Here is a 22391-nt window from a genome sequence, read left to right on the forward strand (position 1 = left end):
GTATAGCATAGAGACTTTTAAAACGTCATTAAGCAATATTTGTTAAGTAAATAAACATAATTATCCTATTTCAAACCATTCTTTGATAATAAGAGCAAACAAAAAGCGCCCATCTAGGCGCTTTCTCTATAGCTATAGTCTAACGAATCTTCATTGATAGTTGAATCAATTCTTGACGTTTCTCAGGGCTGGCGTTTACGTTCTCGTACATTGCATCAATTGCCCCGCGATTTTCGCGGTAGGTCTTCTCATGTTTGATTGTAGTATGCGACCATTCAATTAGAGCATTCTCTGCAGAGACAAGATCATTGTATGCGTCATGGAATCCTGTAGCCTGTACAAGCTCTTCCATAACCTCTTGCGTTATCTCCTGCAATGCACGTTTTGCGGCAATTTCCTTTTCCATAACTTTTGCTCTATTCTCAAACGCATTCTTTGCTTTCATGTAGTCTAGCTGTGCTTTTGATAAAATCGGTTTCATCGATGGCTTTCACCTTTCAGAAAATATTATTTTCTAAGTTATTGTAACGTAAAACGATACAGATTACAAAGTTAATGTCGATGGCAGATATTTTCCATTACAAAAGAACAGGCCCGCGAACAGTTTTCGCGGACCTGTCGTTCTATTCCTACATTAATTGAAGGTTTTTGGGAAGATGCTTGTGCTCTTCTGAAAGAGTGCCACAGCAATCTTTCCGGCTTCCGCTCTTGTCAGCTTGCCCTTCGGATTGAAATTATATACCGGTTTGGTTTGACCCGTAATCGTCACTGCACTGCCTTCCATGATTTTAGCTTTCGACACCGCGTCAATGGCTGGTCTGGAGTAAAAATCCATACTTCCCGAATCTACAAATGATTTGGTAAGGGTGGTCAGCAGCTTGGCATCGTTGAGGGCCATTTTAAGCTTCAAGGCTCTTGCAATCATTACTGCGGCCTGTTCTCTTGTTAGCGGCTGATCCGGGCCAAAGAATCCATCACTTAAGCCTGTTACGATCCCTGCTCTGGCCGCGGTCTCAATATGTTTGAAGTCCCATGTTGTCGAAACTGCCTCCGGCACAATATCAAAGAAGGTTTGCTGGCTGTTATTGTAGCTAAGAGGGATATTCAACCCTTTTACCAGCAAGGTGGCAAATTCACCACGCGTAGTCGTATCATCCGCTCCAAATTGGTCGAATCTAAGATTTTTCATAATACCTTTGGAGTATAGCCCGTTCAAAAGGTTTCTTGCCCATGGATGATTCGTGATGTCTGTATATCCACGACGGAGTTTCATTACTGTATAATATCCGAACTGATCAAAAGGCACGGTGATCGTGTGTTTCTTCGTATCGACCTCACCGCCAATGTTTTCCCATTGTCCCGAATCCGTATAACGGTACACTGTTATTGTTGACCCAACTTCATCCACAATATTAGGACTAAATGTCAGGGTCAGATCTCCACGCTGTGTAGGAACAATTTTTCGTTCGGCTTCAATTTGTGTGAAGTTACCTTCTACCGAGTATGGCGCAATACCATTTGTAGCCGGTTTATAGAGTGCAGTGCCCTTAGTTCCCTTTTCTCCAAGACCTCCACTGATCCAGTAAATGTCGGAAACCCGTGAAAAGTTATTGGTTTCTACTGTAGAGTTAAAACGCAAAACCAAATCGGAAGGAATCAGCAATGTGCTTTGGCCTCCTGGGGTACGTGCATCTGCATCTACGTTGATCGTGTTACCATAATCATTTTTACGTTCAACCACACCGTCTACCGGATCTGCAATTCCGAATAGCAGCTTGGTATCAGGATAGTATTTTGCTGCACCGGAACTGGTGTTGCCTTTCATTAGTGTGCCCTTTGGAAACGAAAGCTCCAGTCCTTTGTTAAACACGCTATACTTAGCAGCAACCTTTTCAGCCATAAATTGCGTGTCTACTTGAACGGCACTAGCGTAATAGACAGTGATTGTATCATTAATGGTTGCCGCAGCACGGACAATCTGAATTTTAATTGTAGTAGCCTTATCTGGCTTCAAACCTACATAATCCAGCGTAAATCTGTTCGGCAAATCTGTGCGTGGAACAGCTACAAACTTATCAACTAAAACCTTAGTTGCCCCTTCAGCTTCAATATCAAAACGGACAAAGTTTTTATTGACGACGATCTGTTTTCCGACTGTTTCTACTGGAGACAAAATACGGTATGGAGAAACTTCGCGTTCCACTTCCATACGTTGATTCGTGCGGGCACCAGTTTCATTGATTAATTCCAGGTTATATACAATGCTTCCTGCGGTTTCTGCCGGAATATCCATGATCCGGAGAATGAAATCCTTGCTGCTACCTACAAAATCATAGTAGTAAGTCTTTCCTCTATAAGTGAAATTTGTTGGACCTGCTTTGGCTGAGGATGTACCTAGGATATTATTATCCAGGGAAAGGAACAACTCAGAACCTTGGTACAGGTTAAGTTTGGTCGCCGCTCCACCTCTGAGTACCAAATCGTAGCTGGTTTGACTTGTAACATACTTTTCGTCCTTATAGATGAACTCAGAAGTCAAACCAAGAATATCGTTAAGCTCTTTATCCGTATAGTCCTTTATATCCGTATGGCTGAGCGCAGCTCTCCCTTTAGGTAGCTTAGGGTGGAATTGCGACAGGTTAGAAACATTGGTATCTACAATATAGATTTTCAGTTCTTTGCGGATTTCTCTCTTATTCCCCACATTGTCCATGGATGTCCCGGTGAATACAATTTTATTCTCTCCATATACAAGTGGTCCCGCAGCTGCAATGTTCAATACAAATGAGAATTTCGGGTCACTCTTCGGATCGAATTTATCAGTAGACTGAAGCGCCGGAACAAGTTTGTCATTTGAAGTTCCGTTGACGAAAAATTGGGCATTGCTGATATTTTCGAACCCGATATATTCACCTGATACCAACATCGTGTTTGCATTGCTAGCCGAACTAAATGTGTAGGTCTGACCATCATTTAAGTTAGCTACATAAATATAGTTCTTAGAAACATAAGCAATATCTGCATTATAGAAGGATTGCGAACCTGAAAATTGAAATTTCACCTTCTGCTGTCCGTTGGAGAAGCCAACGACTTTATAGACAGCCTCATTAGTACCTAGGTTAGTAAGGTTAGACTGTAGCACTAGCTTCAACGATGCACCCAAGGGAAGGTAAGAACCCAGTAAAGTTGAAGGTGCTGCGCTTGACTTCACCATAATGAAAAAGTCAGGCGTTTCAACTTGAGCTCCGTTTAAAGGAAGCTTCGATAAGGTTGTAGCATCAATGGTACCTGTACTTTCCTTATACCCTGAAAGATAGTACATATCTGTAATGACGTTCTCGCCCGACAAGAACTTATAGGTTTCTTTGACCGATGTAGTGTAAGTTCCGTACTTAATACCAACGATTACGTTAGAAGTTCCCGCAGTAATCGTGAATGGGTTTGTAGTCTGGAATGTGATCAGGCGATATTGAGGTGTCACGCCATCCGGAGCCGGGATAATGATTTCTTTCTGTGGTGATGCACTCGGCTTTGTACTAAATGTACCGTCTGCGGCAACCGTATAGGAATCCAGTACGTCGATTGGAACGATCTGATCATTAATCTTCACTTCATGATCCGCTTCAAAAGACTTGGTGCTAGCATTGTAAGGCAAAAGTACCTGCCCCATAATCTTGGCTGTGGTATCTTGAGCGGTTAGGGTAGGGATGTTATCCAAAATATTATAAGCTTTATAAACGGGTGTGGCCAGCGTTGAATCTCCGTGAGTGATTAGTAAATCGGTAAAAGGCTTATTAGTGTCAAAGTAATACACCGAACGTTTAATTGAAATCGAGTCGGCTGCATTCTGCACAACAATGTCCAGCGTATTCTCTCCGGATTTCAAAGTTAGAGCTGGTGTAAAGAAGGTTCCATCCTCAAGAAGTGAGGTTTGCAGGGAGGAACCCCCGTTGAGAGATACGCCTACCTTGGTTGCATTCGTTACATTACCTTGGAGCGTAATCTGCTGGTTAGGTACAACAACCTTTGTACCTTCATTTAAATTAATGGCTGTAGGTCCTCCTCCAAGCACTTGGAGAGAAGAAATGTAAGGGACCTTATCATAGAGAACATAAAACGATTCGGAGCGTGTCAACGAGCCTTGCATCCCTGAGAAAGTGACTTTATTATATCCTGTAAAAAGGGTGAGGCCACTTGCAATGAACCGGTTATCAGGGTTTAATGTGTCTGTAGTTACCGCACCAGTAGTGGTATGCGTATCATCGGTAACCCACTTTCCCCCACTCTGCGTCATCTGTTGCACAGTAACTTTCATAGTGGAAGCTGTTACCTGTGCATAGGTACCCGTGATGGAGAAGTTAGGGGTGCTTGTCTTATATACTGTATTCCTGGTAATTTCAGTCAAAGAACCAGTGGCAGCTGTCTGGTCAAGTTTTGCTGTATTCCGCAGCGTGAGATCATCCGGACTGAAGTAGGTCGTGGTCGCAGTAGTTGCTGCCGCTGCTTGCGGCGTGTATTTGCCTGGAAACATGGAAACGATTAGAGCCGCGAGCAGCAGCCAAACGAATGGTCTCTTAAAGCGTAACATGTGTTATATCTCTCCTTTGAGTATATGTTCTCGATATCCTTCACTTTGTTCTTTATCGGTTATAGTGGCAGAATTTTTTAGGAATACAATAAAAAAGCTCATCCTAAAAAGGATGAGCTTTGTAAATTAAAGGAATATAATTGCATATTTCCGTATTTAATGCCTTTATGACTTGGAACCGCGCTCCGGACTGACCTTCATTCGCATTCTTAGCAGGAAGTCAATTAAAGGACGTTTGGTCTTGCTGATGACACCCGTGATCTCCGCGCCGATCTGCAGGAAGAAGAGCATCACGCAAATTACGACGAAGGTTACCCAGTTGGCTTCATATAGGGACGCAGATGTTTGGATCACAGCCAGTACCCCAAAGAATGCGGCAATCCCATATATAATCAATACTGTCTGTCTGTGGCTGAAGCCGAGCTCGCGCAGGCAGTGATGCAAATGACCTTTGTCCGGAGCGAAGATCGGCTTCTTCTGCAGCTTCCGGCGGACGATTGCAAAAAACGTATCCGACAGCGGAACTCCGATGATCAACAGTGGTGTAATAAAGGAAACAACCGCAATCTGTTTGAATCCCAGCAAGGCAAGAAGCGCCAGGCAGAAGCCCAGGAACAGTGAGCCTGTATCACCCATAAAAATTTTGGCAGGATGAAAGTTAAAGAACAAGAAACCCAAAATACTGCCCAGCAGAAGCAGGCAAAGCAGTGCAACCATCGTATTGCCCATCAAAAACGCCATGACAGCAATAGTAGCGATCGCGATACCGGAAACCCCGGCAGCAAGCCCGTCCAACCCATCGATCAGGTTAACGGCGTTCGTTACCCCGACGATCCAGAAAATGGTCAGCGGAATGGCAATCCAGCTTTCCAGCGAGGAATACGTATTATTAAATGGAATGTTTACGAAATCAACGGTAATCCCAAATCCAAAAACAACGATGCACGCTGCGGCTATCTGGCCTAACAGTTTCACCTTTGCCGAAAGCTCGAACCGGTCATCCAGTGCACCGATAAGAACGATCAGTCCGCCGCCCGAGAGCAGCGCTTTGATGAAACTTACCTCCCGCGGAGTAAAATCATAAGGAATAAGCGGTAATACGGCAAGCAGACCTAACACAAACGCCAGAAAAATACCTAGTCCACCGAGACGGGGCATGATCTTAGTATGCACTTTACGGGCATTCGGCACATCCGTGGCACCAATCTTAATTGCGAATTTCTTCACCAGTGGTGTCAAAAGCAGTGCAAGTCCCATGCACACAATGAATCCGGCGATGTATATGATTAACATTTGACCAGTCGACCTCCATTTCTCTACCGCATTGAATTATACGCTGAACGTAAAACAAATTCCAATTCCGTTTTTAGGCTGTTGAACGGATTTTTGTACTAAATAACCGCATTTCTCTAGACTTTTGTCACTTTATCTTTCTCACGTAGCACTTTTACTGCGAATTTCGGCAGCGCAAGCATTCTTTTGTAGCGGGTTGGCTCCTTAAGAAGGCGATATAACCACTCCGCACGAAGTTTTTGGAAGGCTTTTGGCGCCCTGCGGCTCTTGCCGGAGATCACATCAAAGCTTCCGCCGACACCCATCATGACCGGGATGTTCAGCCGGGTTTTGTATTTGGCGATCCAGGGCTCCTGACTATCTGCTCCTCTGGCGACAAAAAGCAGGTCAGGCTGAGCTTTGACGATTCCACTAATAATCTCCTCATCCGCATCGGGACCGAAAAAGCCGTCGTGATAGCCCGCGATGATGATACCAGGATACTGAGTTTGTAACCGGGAGGCCGTCTCGCGAATCACCTCGGGTGTAGAACCCAACAGATATACCTTCCAATTGTAGCTTTCTCCTCGGTGCAGCAATTCATGTAACAGATCAAACCCTGCTACGCGCTCAGCTACGGGCTGTTTGCAGTATTCCGCAGCCCACACGACACCTGTTCCATCGGGAACCACCAGTTCGGCTGATTTCATAATTTCCATATACGCCGGATTCTCCAATGCCATCATTACCATGATTGGATTGGCTGTAATGACCTGATGCGGCTCACGTTTTTGGACGGCATCGGTCAAATAGGAAACGGTGGCTTTCATATCAATTTTGGATACCCGGATACCATAAATCGGCACCGTGGGGATCCTACTGTCTGCTTTCATGTATCAATCACCCTTTACGGCGGAAATATTCAACAATTTGCCGGGCTGGCGCCTCTGCCTCCTGCACTAGTGAAGCAATAAGCGGCTCACGATTAAGCTTCCACTCATCCGTTGCTGATAAAAGCTGTAGCACTTCCGCAGCCAGCTTGCCGCTATCCAGTGAAGACGTCGTTCCAATAGGCTGGCAGCCAACCCGTTCCAGAAAATGATCAATCTTCGGATCATATGATATGCCAATGAGAGGCACCCGTCTGCCTGCAGCATAAATCAAGCTGTGCAGACGCATTCCGATTAGAACATCACATTCCCCTACCTCCCGCAGCATTTGCTGCGGATGCTGTGCATCCTCACTGATACTGACCACTCCACCATACTGGGAGATTTCTTGCTCCAGCTTGTGCATGATATACCGCGATGCTTCATTATCAGCTGGATGGTGGAAAGGCAGAAACCTAAGATGAAGCGGAGTCTGCTTGCAGGCCTTCAGCAACCCGTCGGCGATTGCATCCAGCTCTCCCCGGGATTGTTCCCAGAAGCGTACCGAAATCCCAACAGTCTGAACTGCCTGCGGTGAAAGAGCTCCTTTGCTGCTTGGTACTTGATCTTCCGGAAGGCTTAAGCCCATCACCGGGTCAGGAACCACTTCTATCTTATTCCAGTCTAATCCCATGGACTGCAGCAACTCACGCGACTGCTCATCCCGTACAGAGATATAGCTGCATTTGCGGAAAACCGATTTGATTAACGGGTGAAAGAGCTTACGATTGACCGGGCCAATTCCCTGAGCATAAATAAAGGTCGGTTTACCCATCCATTGTGCCAGCTTGATGATACCAAGGTAGTACGGGATACTTTTACTTCCGGTCACATCCTGCAGCAAGCTGCCTCCCCCACTGATCAATCCTGAGCTTCCGGCAATTGCGCTTCGCACCTCTCCCAGCTTCATGCGGTGTACAGACTTTACGCCATAGGTTGCTGTCGTCCATTCGGGATCTATCGATAGTACAACAGGGTCGATAGCTAGCCCCGTCGCCAGGGAATGTTTCTGCAGTGCAGTAAGGATGGACTGCAGCACCGCTTCATCTCCACTGTTTCGGAAACCGTAATAACCCGAGATGATTATTTTCTGAGGAGCGGCGACCATCGTTTCCAACACCCTTCTACAAGCTGCCATACCCCTACCGCGATCAGACCGATAATCAGGCCCAGACCAAGTCCCAGAAGTCCACGAACCAGTGAAATAAGAACTGGAGAGTGAATATGGGCAAAGGTATCAACCATGGAGAGCTGGCCGATAACAGCAATGATCATGATAAAAGCGGCATTCCGGTATTTATAGGCCATAAAAGCCCCAAGGATAAACAGCGGATGAGCGAGCAGGAATTCCTTGTTGCGCGGACGGACCCCGACTGCATTCTCAAGGAAGTTACGGAAAGACATTTCCAGAGAGCTTACATTGCCGTTATTTCCGGTCCGGCTCAGATAGTACATTCCCATAATTCCAAGCACACCGGCAGCTATCACCCAAGCTAAGGTAATCGGCGTCCGCAGAAGCTTACCGGTCTTGCTCAGAACGAATTCTCCACGATACAGCAGCACATATACAGCAATCAGCGCAATTGGCGCCAGATGCAGCAGACTGACACCACGGAACTGGTTGAGCACGAGACTATAGGTGATATTGTTCAGCAGCGCGATGACAAACGGCACGGCACTCAGGGAGATCAAAGCAGTTTTGATATAGAGTACCAGACTGTGGGTCAGGCGGCGCTGCGGTGTCATAACCACAAAAGTCAATGGATTAGTCCTAAGCGGAGGACCCATTTCATTAATTTTGCGAATCGCCAGTATGGTTGCAACAGTCGGTGCGCTAATCGCTACTGCAAGCGCTAAAGCCTGTTCGAACAATTCCGGTTTCAGCAGCATAAGCCCGGCGCTCCCCACAAGACCAAGGGCCCAAGCAGGCAACGTAAGCCATGGTATAAAATAAGAGACCAAAAGAGCTACCATCGCCAATGCACCTATCACAGCAACTAATTTGAAATACCGCTGGAAAGAGGAATCCACAACATCAAAGGCAGTGGCTTGTCCCAAAGTAAATCCGTTGCTCTTGATTTTTTCCACCGCGCCCCCAGGCTCACTGAGGCTTGTAATGAGATTATCCAAAGTGTCTTTGATCTGCGCCTTGGAGGTGTCACGTGATGGAATCGTATTGAGGTAAATCATACGGATGTTCCGGTCCTTTGTGGCAAGTGCAAAGCGGTCGGCAATCGTTTCCGGAGAAAGGGCCGAATCCCCTTCACTGAGCGAGTACAGACGGGTTACATTGTAATCCAGCAGATACGCTAGTTTGTTGAAGCCTTTTTGCTGTGCTTTGATATTCTCAATAGCAGCAATCCCCATTCCCCGATCTTTAAGAAGATCAGCAAACGCAGTAATACTCTTCAAATCAGCATCATCGTTAAATCCTTTAACAGACTCGCCTTCAAAAAGCAGACGTTTGACACCGAGCTCCTGGTATCGATCCAGCAGTTTGGTGACAGCAGCCTCATTGTATGGCAGGGAATCCACAAGCCGAGGTACGATATTAAACCCTTTGTCATGCAGCATCTCCAGAGTAAAAGGGTCTGGTTGCAACGGCTTTAATGTAGCATCCTCCAGCGGAGTTTTGATAATAAGTCCATGTTGCCCGCGGAAGCTCCAATCCTCAGTAGCTATATCCATGCCGCTAAAACCATCACGGATGATAGGTGCAAGGGCCTCACTGTTCTCCGGGCTGGTAAAGAGAACATATGTATAGTTCTCATTCTCCGGAATCACGGTGTTCATGAGGTTGGCAATATCCGCCGCTCCCCATATCATCACCCGGCGGGCTTTGCGGTAATCTTCCAGCGTGTTCTCGTAAATAGCCATACTGCCTACTCCGGCAGCCTTCAAACGGTCAAGCTGCTGGGAAATATAGTCCTGCGGATTCGCCCGGTAGCTGGCCACTTCCACTAAGTCACGATAATCAAAAACAAATTCAACAGTCTTGGAAGATTTCTCCGTCTGCAGACGATCATAGACGACAGGCAATGCGGCAAGCACACCAATCACCACTATTATCCACAACCACTTCCGTGAAGCGATGTTCCAACGTTGCCATTTCTGCTGCACTCCAAAGTACCTCCTCTTTCACTTAAAGCCTGTTCAAGGCTAATTTCAAGCAGAAACGGATGCGCATCCTTAGAGGACCGGTATCCGTTTCGCTTGAATCCTGTTTTTCTATTATTTATTTCCCGTCGACACGGGACATAACCTGTTCTGTAAGCTTAGCAACCTTATCTTTTGCGTTCTGCAGCGATTCTCCGCGTACTGCAAAATACACTTTAATCTTCGGCTCTGTGCCCGATGGACGCAAGCAGAACCATGAACCGTCAGACAGCAAATACTTTAGAACGTTTTCTTTAGGGAGTCCGTTTAGTCCCAGTGAATAATCCAGCACCTCGCTTACAGCCGCACCGACGATCTCCTTCGGTGGATTGCTGCGCCAGTCATTCATAATCCCCTGAATCTGCGCCACACCGTCTTTGCCCTTCAAAGTACGTGATTCCAGGCTCTCCAGGAAATAGCCGAACTGTTCGTAGAGCTCCTGAAGTACATCATATAGCGTCTTGCCCTGAGCTTTGTAATATGCACCCGCTTCAGCAATCAGCATGGAAGCAAGCACGGCATCCTTGTCACGGGCATAATTGCCGGCAAGGTATCCATAGCTCTCTTCATAGCCGAACAGGTAGGTATATTCACCGGACTGCTGGAACTGGGTCATTTTTTCACCGATATATTTGAACCCGGTAAGGGTATTAAATACAGTAGCCCCATAATGCTCAGCAACAGCTGCACCCATTTCACTCGTTACTATGGTCTTAACGACTGCTCCATTGCTTGGCAGCTTGCCCTGTTCTTGCAGACGGCTCAAATAGTAATGAATCATGAGGGCTCCAGACTGGTTGCCGGAGAGAACGACGAACTTCCCTTCATTGTCGCGTACGACAGCGCCCATGCGGTCTGCGTCCGGATCTGTACCAATCAGCAGATCTGCGCCGAGCTCCTCACCAAGCTTTATCGCAAGAGTGAAAGCTTCCCGTTCTTCAGGATTAGGTGATTTCACTGTGGAGAATTCCGAATCCGGCTGCTCCTGCTCGGGCACCACATGCACCTCAGTGAAACCAATTTTGTTCAGTACACTGCGGACCGGCAGATTGCCTGTCCCATGAAGCGGTGTGTATACAATTTTGAAATCACGTCCCAGCTTGGTTGCAATCTCATCACGGGCCACACTGACAGCCGCCACCGTATCAGTGAATGCTTCATCTTCTTGCTCACCTAGCCAGTGAAGCAGCCCTCCAGCCTCTGCCTCTTCTTGGGACATGCGTTTTACACCATTAAAGGAGTCCACTTCCATGATGTAGGAGATGACTTTTTCAGCCTCATGAGGAACAAGTTGTCCACCTTCGGCATTATATACTTTGTAGCCATTGTACTCCGGAGGATTGTGGCTTGCAGTAATCACTATGCCTCCAGTAGCCTTCAGATGACGCACAGTAAAAGACAGCTGCGGCGTAGAGCGAAGAGATGTGAACAGATGAGTCTCAATACCGTTTCCGGCCAGTACCAGCGCTGCCTCAAGGGTGAACTCCGGCGAGAAGCGGCGGGAGTCGTGCGCAATTACCACAGAAGGTCTGCCTTCACCAGTGTGCTGTTCAAGAATATAATTGGCGAAGCCTTGAGTCGCTCTGCCTACCGTGTACCGGTTAATCCGGTTGCTGCCTGCTCCGATAACTCCGCGCAAACCGCCCGTACCGAACTCCAGGTCTCTGTAAAAGCGTTCTTCCAGTTCCTGCGGCTCATTCTCGAGTGCCTTCAGTTCCGCCTTGGTGTTCTCGTCAACGGATGGGTCCTGCAGCCAGCGTGATAGGGTCTCTGCGGCCTTAGGGCTTAGTTGAGTCATATCAAATCTCTCCTTCTCCATTTATGATATATGATTTTATAACAGGTCTTAGCTGAGTGCGAACATTATTTCACCGGACGCAACCACTTTGCCATCCACTCTCGCTGTAGCTTGACCTTTACCTATGCTGCCCTTAAGGCGTGTAATCTCCACTTCCAGCTCAAGCGTGTCTCCCGGAACAACCTGACCACGGAAACGGAATCCGTCCAAGCCTGCCAGAAAACCGATTTTCCCTTTGTTGGCTTCCACGCCAAGAATCGCTACAGCACCTACCTGAGCGAGCGCTTCAGTGATCAGTACACCTGGCATAACCGGAAATCCGGGGAAATGGCCTGCAAAAAAAGGTTCGCTCACTGTAACATTCTTGATGCCGACTGCCCGCTTGCCCATCTCTATTTCGGTAATTTTGTCCACCAGCAGAAATGGGGGCCGGTGGGGGATTATTTCTTGAATTTCATTGATATTCATCATGGATACAAAGCTCCTTTCGGATATAAACCGCATCTTCTACACTGTCTGCCGCTGCAGCGTTTTGTTTTATTCTTCACGGTACTGCATAAATATGGGCAGCATCGGGAAATATTATAATATCCTTCACCACCTGCAGCAGTGGAGGTTGAGATAAGGGGCTTTCTCCACCACACATGGCGGAGAGGGCCCTTTTTGTCTCAGGGGCCTCCATCATTATACATTTTCCAGTATAAAAAAGAAAACTCCCCTGTACAACAAGGGAGTGTGAATATTTATGCTTATTTATGGCGCAAACACTAAATCGTAAACATGCTTCCAGGTGCTCCACTGAAGCACATCGCTGAAATCCTTTTTACCGAGGACAACGTAACCGGTCACCAAGCCACCGGACAGTGCTGCTATCAGCAGTACCGGAATTAGAAACCATTGAACAATCGTCCATTTGGAGATCCCCCGGCGCTTTACAGGTTGCTGCTGATGTTCATCTTCGGTTGATTCCGGCTTACCATTGATCTGACGAGCCATTCCTTCACCTACCCGCGCATGTTATTAGCCAGGCCTTGCATTTGATCACTGGAGGATAGTGCCCGGGAGGCGAGCTGGTAAGTGCGCTGAATCTGCATCATTTCCGTCATTTCCTTACTTACATCCACGTTGGACTGCTCCAGATACCCAGACCTTACGCCTACCGTCGAAGGCAATCCCGCCGCTTTAAAAGCCTGCTGTGTGGTAACTCCGTCAGCAAGCATATAGAAATTCCCGTCAACCGCCTGAAGTGCACTCTTGCTGAGAGGCTCTACAATCATTATAGTTCCAGCTACCTTAGCTGGCGCATTCTCATCCGTCTTGGTCAGCACCCGTCCGCTCTCATCAATAGCGGCTTTTACATTAGCCGGTACAGTTAATGGCTTACCTTGCGTATTAAGCACAGGGTTACCAGTGTTATCCACCAGCATCATATTAGCAGGATTAGCGGTGTCCGGTACAAAGTGAAAATCCCCTTGGCGTGTGTAGGCTGTAGCACCGTTCACCTGAACTCCAAATAACCCATTGCCTTGAATGGCCAGATCGGTTGGGTTCCCAGTCTCCTTGAGAGGGCCTTCCTCCCAGTTGGTTGTCACCATAGGTACCCGGACCCCAAATCCGATATTAAAACCAAGCGGTGTGCTTCGGCCCGGCTGATCATAATCCTTGGACTGCTGCTGAACCCGGGTCAGAACATCCTCAAAGGAGCCTTCTTTGCTCTTATATCCCTCAGTATATATATTGGCGATATTGTCAGCAATAATATCCAAACGCTGCTGGAGACTGGACATTGAGACGGATGCGCCTATTGTCGAGTTATTCATTGGTTACTCCTCCTGTCCTAGACTCTGCCAACTTCATTTACAGCTTTTTGCAAGCTGCTGTCATAATACTGGACAACCTTCTGATTTGCTTCGTACGCCCGGTAAGCTGCATTCATATCTACAGTCATCTTGGTCGCATCAACATTGGAATTCTCAAGATACCTCTGCCGTACCTGCAGATTGTCTGTGCCATTAGCGAAGCGGATCTCCGCATTCTTAACATCATCTGCATGGAAAACACCGTTCCCGTCACGAACCAGTTCCTGGGGTCTGGTAACTACACTGATGCCTATTTTGGTTCCAGAAGGGCGCCCTGTTACAGGGTCAAGTAGATTGCCCTGTCCGTCTACTTTAAGATTGTCTTGCGGACCTGTCAAGATGAGCGGTTTGCCGTTGCTGTCGAGCACTTTGAAGCCGCCCGCGCTAAGCACCTCCCCAGTCGGTCCTACTCTGAAGCTCCCGTTTCGTGTATATAGATTATTACCGTCATTATCCTGTACCGTAAAAAAAGCCTGTGGCCGGTAGATAACCTCGCCTTGAGGGGTTATATACTTGCCCGAGCCGTCAAAATTAATATTGCCGCCTGTAGCCGGGTCTGCCACCTGCAGATCCGTAGATAATGCGAAATCGGCCGGCTTGCCGCTTTCAATGAGATCCCCCTGCAAATATTGGGAGACAGATTGTTCGGCAAACACGCCTGTATTCATTTTACCAACGGGTTTGACGATGCCGCCGCTCATTGCGGAAATAAGTACCTCAGGAAAAGCATGGCTGACACTGTCTACCTGCTTGTACCCCGTTGTGTTCAAATTGGCAATGTTCTGCACTGCCGTATCATGTCTGCGCTGCTGCGTTACCATTCCGGCAGCGGCCGTATATAATCCTCTAAGCATGAGGGTGAGTCCCCTTCCTGATTGTGCTGTTAACTTATATTATCGGCAGCCTAGAATTTTTTCTTAACATTCTTGTCCAATTGATCAAGCATAATCCCGGTACCCTTAACCACACAATGCATGGGATCCTCCGCCACCCAGACTGGAACATGCAGTTCCTCAGAGAGCAGCTCGTCCAATCCGTTAAGCAATGCGCCTCCGCCGGTCAATACGACACCGCGGTCAATAATGTCTGCTGACAGTTCTGGCGGTGTGCGCTCCAAAACCGATTTGGCAGCAGCTACGATGGAGGAAACCGGATCCCACAGTGCTTCCTTAACCTCACCGGAAGAAATGGTCAGCGTCTGGGGAAGTCCGCTTACCATATCCCGCCCGCGAATATCCATTTCAGATTTCATACCGCCCGGACGGACGGAGCCGATGGTTACCTTGATATCTTCTGCCGTGCGTTCGCCGATCAGCAGCTTGTACTTCTGTTTAATATATCTTAAAATGGCCTCGTCGAACTTGTCCCCTGCAACTTTGATCGAGGAGGCGGTGACGACGTCGCCCATGGACAACACGGCTACATCCGTCGTTCCGCCGCCAATATCGACGACCATATTTCCACTTGGCTGATAAATATCCATACCCGCACCGATCGCTGCGGCTTTGGGCTCTTCTTCCATAAAAACTTCCTTGGCCCCGCTGCGTTCCGCCGCTTCCCGGATCGATTTCTGTTCAACGGAGGTAATATTTGTGGGGGCGCAGATCAAAATACGTGGCCTTGCATACCAGGAGCGGCCACCTACGCGGTCAATGAAATACTTCAGCATCATTTCCGTAATCGCAAAATCCGCAATAACCCCATCCCGGAGAGGACGGATCGTAATAATATTTCCCGGTGTACGGCCTACCATGCGCCGCGCTTGTTCGCCTACCGCAAGGACTCTCTTCGTATCACTTTCGAGCGTGACCACGGAGGGTTCATCCAGAACGACTCCCCTTCCCTTGACATGAATGAGCACATTGGCCGTGCCGAGATCGATTCCGATATCCTTGCTAAGCATAATGAAAGAGCCCCCAAAGTGTTATTTTAAATGAGAAAATAGTTAGTTAGTCCCAAATTTAAAAATACCATACTTTAGGGGAAGGATACAATGAAATAAAACTGAATTATCCCTTAAATTTCCGAAAATCTTATGGCTTTGAGGCTACGGCAACCTCGCGCTTTTTCCCTGTCGTTTTTTTATATTTAATTTTTGTGGCTTCTCCCCCCCGAAGATGACGAATCGATTTGTGATATTCGAGAATGTGCTTCACCTGATCGGCCAGATCAGGGTTGATCTCCGGCAAACGCTCCGTTAAATCTTTATGCACCGTGCTCTTTGATACGCCAAATTCTTTGGCTATGGTCCGGACCGTGTGCCTGGTTTCCACGATGCAGCGTCCGATTTTGATCGTACGTTCCTTGATGTAATCGTGCACGCTCCCGCCTCCCAACTGTGGATAGTTTGGTACATTATATGAGGGGCGGGCCTATATATTCACGCTTTCAGGACGTGACAAGCTCCGGAAGGCTCATTTTATTTCCTGGACAACCTAAATAAGCCCTTGCTTGCGGCGGTATGGCTTCAAAATGTGATTCTCCAAGACAGATGGAAACGGCTTCGCCGTCTTTATAAGGACGGTATCCGTTTCAGCAAGAAATATAAGGATCATATATAGCGTGAAACTTATTATTGCTTATGTTTACAAAAAAACAGGAGGCCCAAGGCCCCCTGCAGAGTTCTCAAACTTAGCGCTTTGGCAGCAAATCCGACGGGTTAACTACCTTGCCATCCTCGTACACTTCAAAGTGAACATGGTTGCCAAGATTCTTCTCGATCTCACTGCGTCCTGCTGTTGCCAGCGTGTCGCCCTGCTTCACTTCGTCCCCCTGCTTCACCTTGGCGTCGCCGAGGCTTTGGTAGACGGTCTTCAAATTACCTGCGCTGGTGACCTCAACCACTTTACCGAATACGGCAACGTCTTCTACCCGGGTGACTTTACCGCTGAGTGCGGCTTTGACATCAAAAGACTGATTGTCCTCACGGGCGATGTCAATACCTACGTTAGGCACGAAGGTGTCATTATATTGCACCATGGCCGCCACATGATTCTCTTCGGTTCCATTTTCGTCATAGAACGGCTTAACCACTTCTACATCTGCCGGACTGGCTACCGGCCAGGCCAGGGTTTCTGCGGAAGCAACAACTTCCAGTGCAGCAGGGTCATTCTTGGTGGCGCCTGCCTCAGTACCTGTACCTCCGGCTTCCTGTGAAACAACCGCGGCGGTGTCTGGATTCAGCGGCTTCTGGCCTGCGTCCTGATAGACCCACACCAAGGTTAGTATAATTGCCGCTGCCGCCGTGTAGACTGCCGGAAATACCCACCGTTTGGACAACAGTCTGTTCCATGAAGAAGGCTGAGCGCCTGAATCTCCCTGCTTATTTTTGAGAGATTCATCATGGTTTGTTTTGTTTTTGTCTTGTTCATTCATATGCTTATCACCTCAGTAACCAGTGTTACCGGGCGCTTCGCTTTTATACGTATCTTTCAAGTTATTTTTTCAGGAGAGTTGAGACTTGGTTAAAAGAGACGCCGCTATAATAGTGTTTGAGAATTTGCGTAGCGGTGCTCCCCTCCTTCGCCATCCCGTTCGCCCCCCACTGGCTCATACCGACACCATGTCCGTTGCCATAGGTTGTAATCGCTACTTTTCCGCCCTGCCGCTTCCAGGTGAACTGGCTGGAGCGCAGCCCCAGCTTTTCGCGAACCTCCCGTCCGGTGAACACCGTGCCGGCGATAGAAATTTTCTTGACCCGGTGCCCCGCTGTCAGGGACAGCACTTCCGCAGGCAGGCTCGAGGAGGAGGAGGAGACAGGTCTTGCCAGGGAAGAAGCAGCGAGATGGCCGGAAGCCGGAATGGCCCTATCTGCAATCCCTAGCTTCTGTATCAGTTCGGAAGTCGTGAACGTATATGTCACCGCCAGATTCGGCGTGATTTCCTGATCCCATGGGCTGGCCACACTACGAAGGTAAGGTACAGCCGCATTCCAGTAGTCTTCGGAATTTTCGGTAAAGCCTCCGCTGGAGGCGAAGAAGGACGCGGTGATCGGCTGTCCTTGATAGGTCATCACCACTCCGCGCGTCTCCCGGACCGCGCGGCGGATCTTGGCCAGCCCGGCGCTCTTGCCGCCGAGCGTCCACTCCCGTTCCAGTGCGGCCCGGGATACGTAAGCCTGATGGCTTACCGTATCCGTCACATTCGCGCCCGGAACGGGCACGCCACTGCTGTCGCCGGCCCGCAGGCGGCGGACAATAAAGGTGCGCGCCGCGACGGCTTGCGCTTTGAGCGCCTCCAGCTCAAAGTCCGCCGGCATCTCGGCCGCAACCACGCCGCTGACGTAGTCCTCCAGCGGCAATGTCTCTATTTGTCTGCTGCGCGACAAATAGACAGCGACCTTCGGCTGCGGGGCTTCCTCCGCTGCCGGACCCGGCCTCGCCGGGGAGGCTGTGACCTGCTGCGGCACAGCCGGGGGCACTGGTTGTCCCCCGCGCAGCAGGACAACGGCCATCGGCAGCAGCAGCCCCGCCAGCAGGGGCGCTGCGAGCCAGGCGGCGGGGGCCAGCCGCCTTAGCCGGGGCATCGTGCGCCGCGCGCGCAGGATACGGCGCGGGGGTTTGATTTTACGCCGCAGCAGATAGCGGTAATCTTTCATCTCTATGTCTCCTTCCGTCAGTCACCGTTGATTCTTATAGATATGAATTACGTGCAACTGCTAGAACGATATTCTAAGAGAAAGAGAGATCAACGAAAAAAGACCACCTGCAAATAGAGGTGGTCTTGAAGAGCTATGAATTGTGATTATACCCAGGTTGGCTGAACCTGAAAGCGGGGCTTAACCTCTTCGCTTTTGAAGGATTCGCTTCTAGAAGCTCCCGGTTTAGCAACCTCTTCCTTCACAGCCGTAGCAGCCGCTTCTGACTCTTCCATGGAAATCCGCCATATGTCCGCACCAAGTCCCGACAGTTTCTCAGCCAGATGTACATATCCACGATCGATATGATGGGTTCCGCTAACTTCTGTCGTGCCTTCTGCAACCAGTCCTGCCAAAATCAGTGCAGCGCCTGCACGCAGGTCTGTAGCGGTTACTTTGGCTCCGACCAATTCTGCATTGCCGGTTACGATCGCGGAACGTCCTTCTATCTTAATCTCAGCATTCATATTGTGGAATTCATCCACATGCATGAACCGGTTCTCAAATACCGTTTCGGTCACAACACTCGTGCCTTCCGAACGAAGCAATAACGCCATCATTTGTGATTGCATGTCGGTTGGGAAACCCGGATACGGCAATGTCTTCAAATCCACAGCCTTGAGAGGCTTGTCGCTGATAACACGAACACCGTTCTCATCCGGGATAATCGTCACGCCCATCTCTTCCATCTTGGCAATCACAGGACCGAGGTGGTCTGCAATTGCGCCTTCCACGTAGACATCGCCCCCTGTAATCGCAGCCGCCGCCATATAGGTACCTGCTTCAATACGGTCAGGAATAACATGGTGTCTGACGCCGTGCATGCGTTCTACGCCTTCAATGCGAATGACTCCGGTGCCCGCACCGCGCACGATACCGCCCATCCCGTTCAGATAGTTAGCCAAGTCCACAATTTCCGGCTCTTTTGCCGCATTCTCAATTACAGTTACGCCTTCGGCGAGTGCTGCCGCCATCATTATGTTTTCGGTCGCGCCGACGCTGGCTACATCCAGATATACCTTGGCCCCGCGCAACCGTCCGTTTATTTTCGCTTCAATGTAACCCTGGCCCAGACTAATTTCGGCACCAAGCGCCTCAAAGCCTTTTAAGTGCTGGTCGATCGGTCTTGTACCGATGGCGCAGCCGCCTGGCAAGGAAATACGTGTATGACCCAGTCGGGACAAAAGAGGGCCCATTACCAAAAAAGAAGCCCGCATTTTCCGCACCCATTCGTATGGTGCTTCACAGGAAGTAAGATTTCTGGCATCAACCTCAATGATATCGTTCTGGTATGTAACACCCGCACCCAGAGATTCCAATACTTTGCTGATTGTCATTACATCGTCTAGCGGAGGTGCGTCCACAATGACGCTGACTCCTTCTTCTGCCAATAGAGAGGCGGCTATGATCGGTAGTACGGAATTTTTTGCGCCGCTAACTTTCACGCTCCCGGTCAATCTGTTGCCACCGCGGACGATAAATTTGCTCATTTCGGTTTCCCTCCGCGTCCATTATTTCTTAAATTAAGGCTTAGTATGAAATTCTTATATTACCATTCCCTGACCTGCGCCCGAGGTGCGGGCACGCTCCTTAAACATCAGTGTTGACATAATAAAACCGTATTATTCGACACTTTTTTCACGGCTTTGGCCTAACAGAGATATAACCAAAGCACCTCTTGTTAAAACATGTTGCGAATCTGCCCGCTCCAGCCCAGATAATCCAGCAGGAACCCAGCCACAAAGTGTCCCAATACGATAGCCAGCAATAAATGCAGCAGTCTTGCCTGAGGGCTCTTGGGATATCTTATGACCAAATCGAGCTTAAGGTTCTGAAGTGCCCACCAAGATATTGCAACACAAAATAAAGATATGACCATAGAAACCAAACCACTGCTGCCGATTGAGCTTGACAACTCATCATATAGCCCTGTATCCATGTTAGCCCCCTGTGTATTAGGTTACTCGGAAATCGACTCTTATATCATACTTGCGTAGGGGAAAAGAATCCAGTACTTTTACGAATTTTTAAACATTTCAGACAATGTAAGCTGTAATGTTTACGAGATATTCACTTTCCCAACAAGAACGACTTTGGCGGCTATCCGCCAGAACGAACTGTTTAAGCGGGGAAAAGGACAACTGAAACTTTCTATATCTGCAAAAAAACGGCCAAGCCACAGGCTTGACCGTAATTGCTATTGTTGTCCTTTTCTGGTGGACACTTTGATCCGTGTAACGGCGCGCTGAAGCGCCAGCTCCGCACGGCGGTGGTCAATTTCATCCTGTTTGCTGCGGGCCTGAAGGCGGCGCTGTGCGCGCTCCTTCGCCGCTTCAGCGCGTTCAACATCGATTTCCGTAGGCAGCTCAGCACTTTCGGCCAGAACGGTCACCTTGTCTTTATGCACTTCCACGAACCCGCCATGAACAGCGATAGTAACTGTAGCACCATCCGCCTTGATGAACATTGGAGCAACCTGAAGTGGAGTTACAAGCGGAATGTGTCCCGGTAAAATACCCAGATCACCATCGGCACCCTTTACAGTCAAGCTGATAACCTGCTTGGAGTAGACAAGATGCTCCGGCGTGACAATTTCCAACAGAAAGGTATTCACTTTCATTCCTCCTCAGAGCTTTACGAAATCAAGCTCGCATCGAAAGCCATAGTTCAGGGTTACATCGTTTTCGCTTTTTCAACTGCTTCTTCGATTGTTCCTACGAACAGGAACGCTGCTTCCGGAAGATCATCATGTTTGCCTTCCAGAATTTCTTTGAAGCTGCGTACGGTTTCTTTGATAGGCACGTATTTGCCTTTGAAACCGGTGAATTGTTCAGCTACATGGAATGGCTGCGACAAGAACCGTTCAACCTTACGGGCACGGGACACAATGATTTTATCTTCTTCACTGAGCTCATCCATACCCAGGATGGCAATGATATCCTGAAGCTCGGTATAACGCTGCAGCAGCTGCTTAACACCCTGTGCCACGTCATAATGCTCCTCACCAACAATTTCCGGAGCCAGCATACGCGAACTGGATGCCAGAGGGTCTACAGCCGGGAAGATACCTTTTTCGGAGATCTTACGCTCCAGGTTGGTAGTTGCATCCAAGTGGGCAAACGCTGTGGCCGGAGCAGGGTCAGTGTAGTCATCCGCCGGCACGTAGATCGCCTGAATGGAGGTAACCGAACCTTTTTTGGTGGAAGTGATACGCTCTTGCAGCTGGCCCATTTCTGTTGCCAGAGTAGGCTGGTAACCTACGGCAGAAGGCATACGGCCAAGCAATGCGGATACTTCGGAACCCGCCTGGGTGAAGCGGAATATGTTATCGATAAAGAGCAGCGTGTCGCGGCCTTCTACATCACGGAAATATTCCGCCATGGTCAGTCCGGTCAGAGCTACACGAAGACGTGCGCCCGGCGGCTCATTCATTTGTCCGAATACCATTGCTGTCTTCTTGATAACGCCGGAATCGGTCATTTCATGATAGAGGTCATTACCTTCACGGGTACGTTCGCCAACGCCTGCGAATACGGAAATCCCGCCGTGTTCCTGGGCAATGTTGTTGATCAGTTCCTGAATCGTTACGGTTTTACCTACACCGGCACCGCCGAAGAGGCCGATTTTACCGCCTTTAGCGTAAGGGGCCAGCAGGTCGATAACCTTGATCCCGGTTTCCAGAATTTCAGCTTGTGTTGACAGTTCATCAAATGTCGGAGCCAGGCGGTGAATCGGATTTCTCTCCGCAACCACTTCGGCGCCGTTATCAATTGGATTTCCCAGTACGTTAAATACCCGTCCAAGTGTAGCTGTGCCAACCGGAACCGAAATCGGCCCTCCCTGATCATCTGCTTCCAAGCCCCGAACCAGACCGTCTGTGGAAGACATGGCAATACAACGCACCAGATTGTCACCCAGGTGATTGGAAACTTCCAGGGTCAAATCAATCGTGCGGCCGTTTGCCAGGCTGGTTACAATCTTGATAGCGTTGAAAATCTCGGGCAGCTGGCCGCGTTCAAATTCAATATCGACAACCGGACCCATAATGCTTACAACGCGTCCTTTGTTCATTATATTATTTCCCTCCTCGAAAGCTGTTGCATTAAAAAGAAATCACCGCACCGCATAAGTGGGATAAATCTCACTTATACGG

At 48.7% G+C, this 22391-nt stretch carries 19 protein-coding genes; all 19 read right to left on the bottom strand.

The genetic code is table 11. The annotated features are described in order from the left end of the window. Window positions 1-139: 139 nt before the first annotated feature. Complete coding sequence (locus tag A3842_RS15085) at window positions 140-481, bottom strand: hypothetical protein (protein ID WP_074087303.1); 342 nt, start codon at window positions 479-481, stop codon at window positions 140-142. Between the two features lie 153 nt (window positions 482-634). Further along, the gene (locus A3842_RS15090) at window positions 635-4588 is read right to left on the bottom strand and encodes an S-layer homology domain-containing protein (RefSeq protein ID WP_074101948.1); all 3954 of its coding nucleotides are present in this window, start codon (window positions 4586-4588) and stop codon (window positions 635-637) included. A 165-nt stretch (window positions 4589-4753) separates the two neighbouring features. After that, window positions 4754-5881 carry a glycosyltransferase family 4 protein gene (locus tag A3842_RS15095; RefSeq protein WP_074087305.1) on the bottom strand — a complete coding sequence of 376 codons (1128 nt, stop codon included), beginning with the start codon at window positions 5879-5881 and terminating at the stop codon, window positions 4754-4756. Between the two features lie 116 nt (window positions 5882-5997). Then, the gene (locus tag A3842_RS15100) at window positions 5998-6753 is read right to left on the bottom strand and encodes a WecB/TagA/CpsF family glycosyltransferase (protein ID WP_074101949.1); all 756 of its coding nucleotides are present in this window, start codon (window positions 6751-6753) and stop codon (window positions 5998-6000) included. 7 nt (window positions 6754-6760) lie between these two features. After that, on the bottom strand, window positions 6761-7897 hold the full coding sequence (gene csaB, locus A3842_RS15105; protein ID WP_074101950.1) for a polysaccharide pyruvyl transferase CsaB: 1137 nt from the start codon (window positions 7895-7897) through the stop codon (window positions 6761-6763). Continuing rightward, on the bottom strand, window positions 7873-9909 hold the full coding sequence (locus tag A3842_RS15110; protein ID WP_074101951.1) for a DUF5693 family protein: 2037 nt from the start codon (window positions 9907-9909) through the stop codon (window positions 7873-7875). The genes csaB and A3842_RS15110 overlap by 25 nt, the downstream gene beginning before the upstream one ends. 115 nt (window positions 9910-10024) lie before the next feature. Beyond that, entirely contained in the window at window positions 10025-11743 is a 1719-nt protein-coding gene (locus tag A3842_RS15115; protein ID WP_074101952.1) for a phospho-sugar mutase, read from the bottom strand. 48 nt (window positions 11744-11791) lie between these two features. Next, a complete protein-coding gene (fabZ, locus tag A3842_RS15120) occupies window positions 11792-12214 on the bottom strand; it encodes a 3-hydroxyacyl-ACP dehydratase FabZ (protein ID WP_074101953.1) in 423 nt (140 codons plus the stop codon). A gap of 282 nt (window positions 12215-12496) precedes the next feature. After that, window positions 12497-12739, bottom strand: coding sequence for a DNA-directed RNA polymerase subunit beta (locus A3842_RS15125; protein WP_074087311.1), 243 nt, complete (start codon window positions 12737-12739; stop codon window positions 12497-12499). A gap of 8 nt (window positions 12740-12747) precedes the next feature. Further along, window positions 12748-13563, bottom strand: a complete 816-nt coding sequence (locus tag A3842_RS15130; RefSeq protein WP_074101954.1) for a flagellar hook-basal body protein — start codon at window positions 13561-13563, stop codon at window positions 12748-12750. A gap of 17 nt (window positions 13564-13580) precedes the next feature. Continuing rightward, window positions 13581-14456, bottom strand: coding sequence for a flagellar hook-basal body protein (locus tag A3842_RS15135; RefSeq protein WP_074087313.1), 876 nt, complete (start codon window positions 14454-14456; stop codon window positions 13581-13583). A gap of 50 nt (window positions 14457-14506) precedes the next feature. Next, window positions 14507-15505, bottom strand: coding sequence for a rod shape-determining protein (mreB, locus tag A3842_RS15140; protein WP_074087314.1), 999 nt, complete (start codon window positions 15503-15505; stop codon window positions 14507-14509). Window positions 15506-15635: 130 nt separating this feature from the next. Next, window positions 15636-15923, bottom strand: a complete 288-nt coding sequence (gene spoIIID / locus A3842_RS15145) for a sporulation transcriptional regulator SpoIIID (RefSeq protein ID WP_019915029.1) — start codon at window positions 15921-15923, stop codon at window positions 15636-15638. A 310-nt stretch (window positions 15924-16233) separates the two neighbouring features. Continuing rightward, window positions 16234-16977, bottom strand: coding sequence for a M23 family metallopeptidase (locus A3842_RS15150; RefSeq protein WP_074087315.1), 744 nt, complete (start codon window positions 16975-16977; stop codon window positions 16234-16236). Window positions 16978-17038: 61 nt separating this feature from the next. After that, window positions 17039-18127 (bottom strand): stage II sporulation protein D, encoded by a 1089-nt coding sequence (gene spoIID, locus A3842_RS15155; protein ID WP_256701706.1) that lies wholly within the window; start codon window positions 18125-18127, stop codon window positions 17039-17041. Window positions 18128-18345: 218 nt separating this feature from the next. Next, a complete protein-coding gene (murA, locus tag A3842_RS15160; protein ID WP_074087317.1) occupies window positions 18346-19728 on the bottom strand; it encodes a UDP-N-acetylglucosamine 1-carboxyvinyltransferase in 1383 nt (460 codons plus the stop codon). A 191-nt stretch (window positions 19729-19919) separates the two neighbouring features. Continuing rightward, window positions 19920-20177: a DUF1146 family protein gene (locus A3842_RS15165; RefSeq protein ID WP_074087318.1), complete on the bottom strand. Its 258-nt coding sequence runs from the start codon at window positions 20175-20177 to the stop codon at window positions 19920-19922. A gap of 258 nt (window positions 20178-20435) precedes the next feature. Then, complete coding sequence (locus A3842_RS15170; protein ID WP_074087319.1) at window positions 20436-20852, bottom strand: F0F1 ATP synthase subunit epsilon; 417 nt, start codon at window positions 20850-20852, stop codon at window positions 20436-20438. 59 nt (window positions 20853-20911) lie between these two features. Continuing rightward, complete coding sequence (atpD, locus tag A3842_RS15175; RefSeq protein ID WP_074087320.1) at window positions 20912-22309, bottom strand: F0F1 ATP synthase subunit beta; 1398 nt, start codon at window positions 22307-22309, stop codon at window positions 20912-20914. Between the last annotated feature and the right edge of the window lie 82 nt (window positions 22310-22391).

It is taken from the genome of Paenibacillus sp. P3E, from assembly GCF_001909045.1.
Taxonomy (GTDB): domain Bacteria; phylum Bacillota; class Bacilli; order Paenibacillales; family Paenibacillaceae; genus Paenibacillus_AQ; species Paenibacillus_AQ helianthi.

Bases quoted from the DNA above. Each gene is read 5' to 3' on its own strand.
- A3842_RS15090 (WP_074101948.1), bottom strand. From the start codon at position 4,588: ATGTTACGCTTTAAGAGACCATTCGTTTGGCTGCTGCTCGCGGCTCTA.
- A3842_RS15130 (WP_074101954.1), bottom strand. From the start codon at position 13,563: ATGAATAACTCGACAATAGGCGCATCCGTCTCAATGTCCAGTCTCCAG.
- spoIID (WP_256701706.1), bottom strand. From the start codon at position 18,127: ATGCCCCGGCTAAGGCGGCTGGCCCCCGCCGCCTGGCTCGCAGCGCCC.
- A3842_RS15085 (WP_074087303.1), bottom strand. From the start codon at position 481: ATGAAACCGATTTTATCAAAAGCACAGCTAGACTACATGAAAGCAAAG.
- A3842_RS15135 (WP_074087313.1), bottom strand. From the start codon at position 14,456: ATGCTTAGAGGATTATATACGGCCGCTGCCGGAATGGTAACGCAGCAG.
- fabZ (WP_074101953.1), bottom strand. From the start codon at position 12,214: ATGATGAATATCAATGAAATTCAAGAAATAATCCCCCACCGGCCCCCA.
- atpD (WP_074087320.1), bottom strand. From the start codon at position 22,309: ATGAACAAAGGACGCGTTGTAAGCATTATGGGTCCGGTTGTCGATATT.
- A3842_RS15165 (WP_074087318.1), bottom strand. From the start codon at position 20,177: ATGGATACAGGGCTATATGATGAGTTGTCAAGCTCAATCGGCAGCAGT.
- murA (WP_074087317.1), bottom strand. From the start codon at position 19,728: ATGAGCAAATTTATCGTCCGCGGTGGCAACAGATTGACCGGGAGCGTG.
- mreB (WP_074087314.1), bottom strand. From the start codon at position 15,505: ATGCTTAGCAAGGATATCGGAATCGATCTCGGCACGGCCAATGTGCTC.
- A3842_RS15100 (WP_074101949.1), bottom strand. From the start codon at position 6,753: ATGAAAGCAGACAGTAGGATCCCCACGGTGCCGATTTATGGTATCCGG.
- A3842_RS15115 (WP_074101952.1), bottom strand. From the start codon at position 11,743: ATGACTCAACTAAGCCCTAAGGCCGCAGAGACCCTATCACGCTGGCTG.
- A3842_RS15150 (WP_074087315.1), bottom strand. From the start codon at position 16,977: ATGAATGAACAAGACAAAAACAAAACAAACCATGATGAATCTCTCAAA.
- csaB (WP_074101950.1), bottom strand. From the start codon at position 7,897: ATGGTCGCCGCTCCTCAGAAAATAATCATCTCGGGTTATTACGGTTTC.
- A3842_RS15095 (WP_074087305.1), bottom strand. From the start codon at position 5,881: ATGTTAATCATATACATCGCCGGATTCATTGTGTGCATGGGACTTGCA.
- A3842_RS15125 (WP_074087311.1), bottom strand. From the start codon at position 12,739: ATGGCTCGTCAGATCAATGGTAAGCCGGAATCAACCGAAGATGAACAT.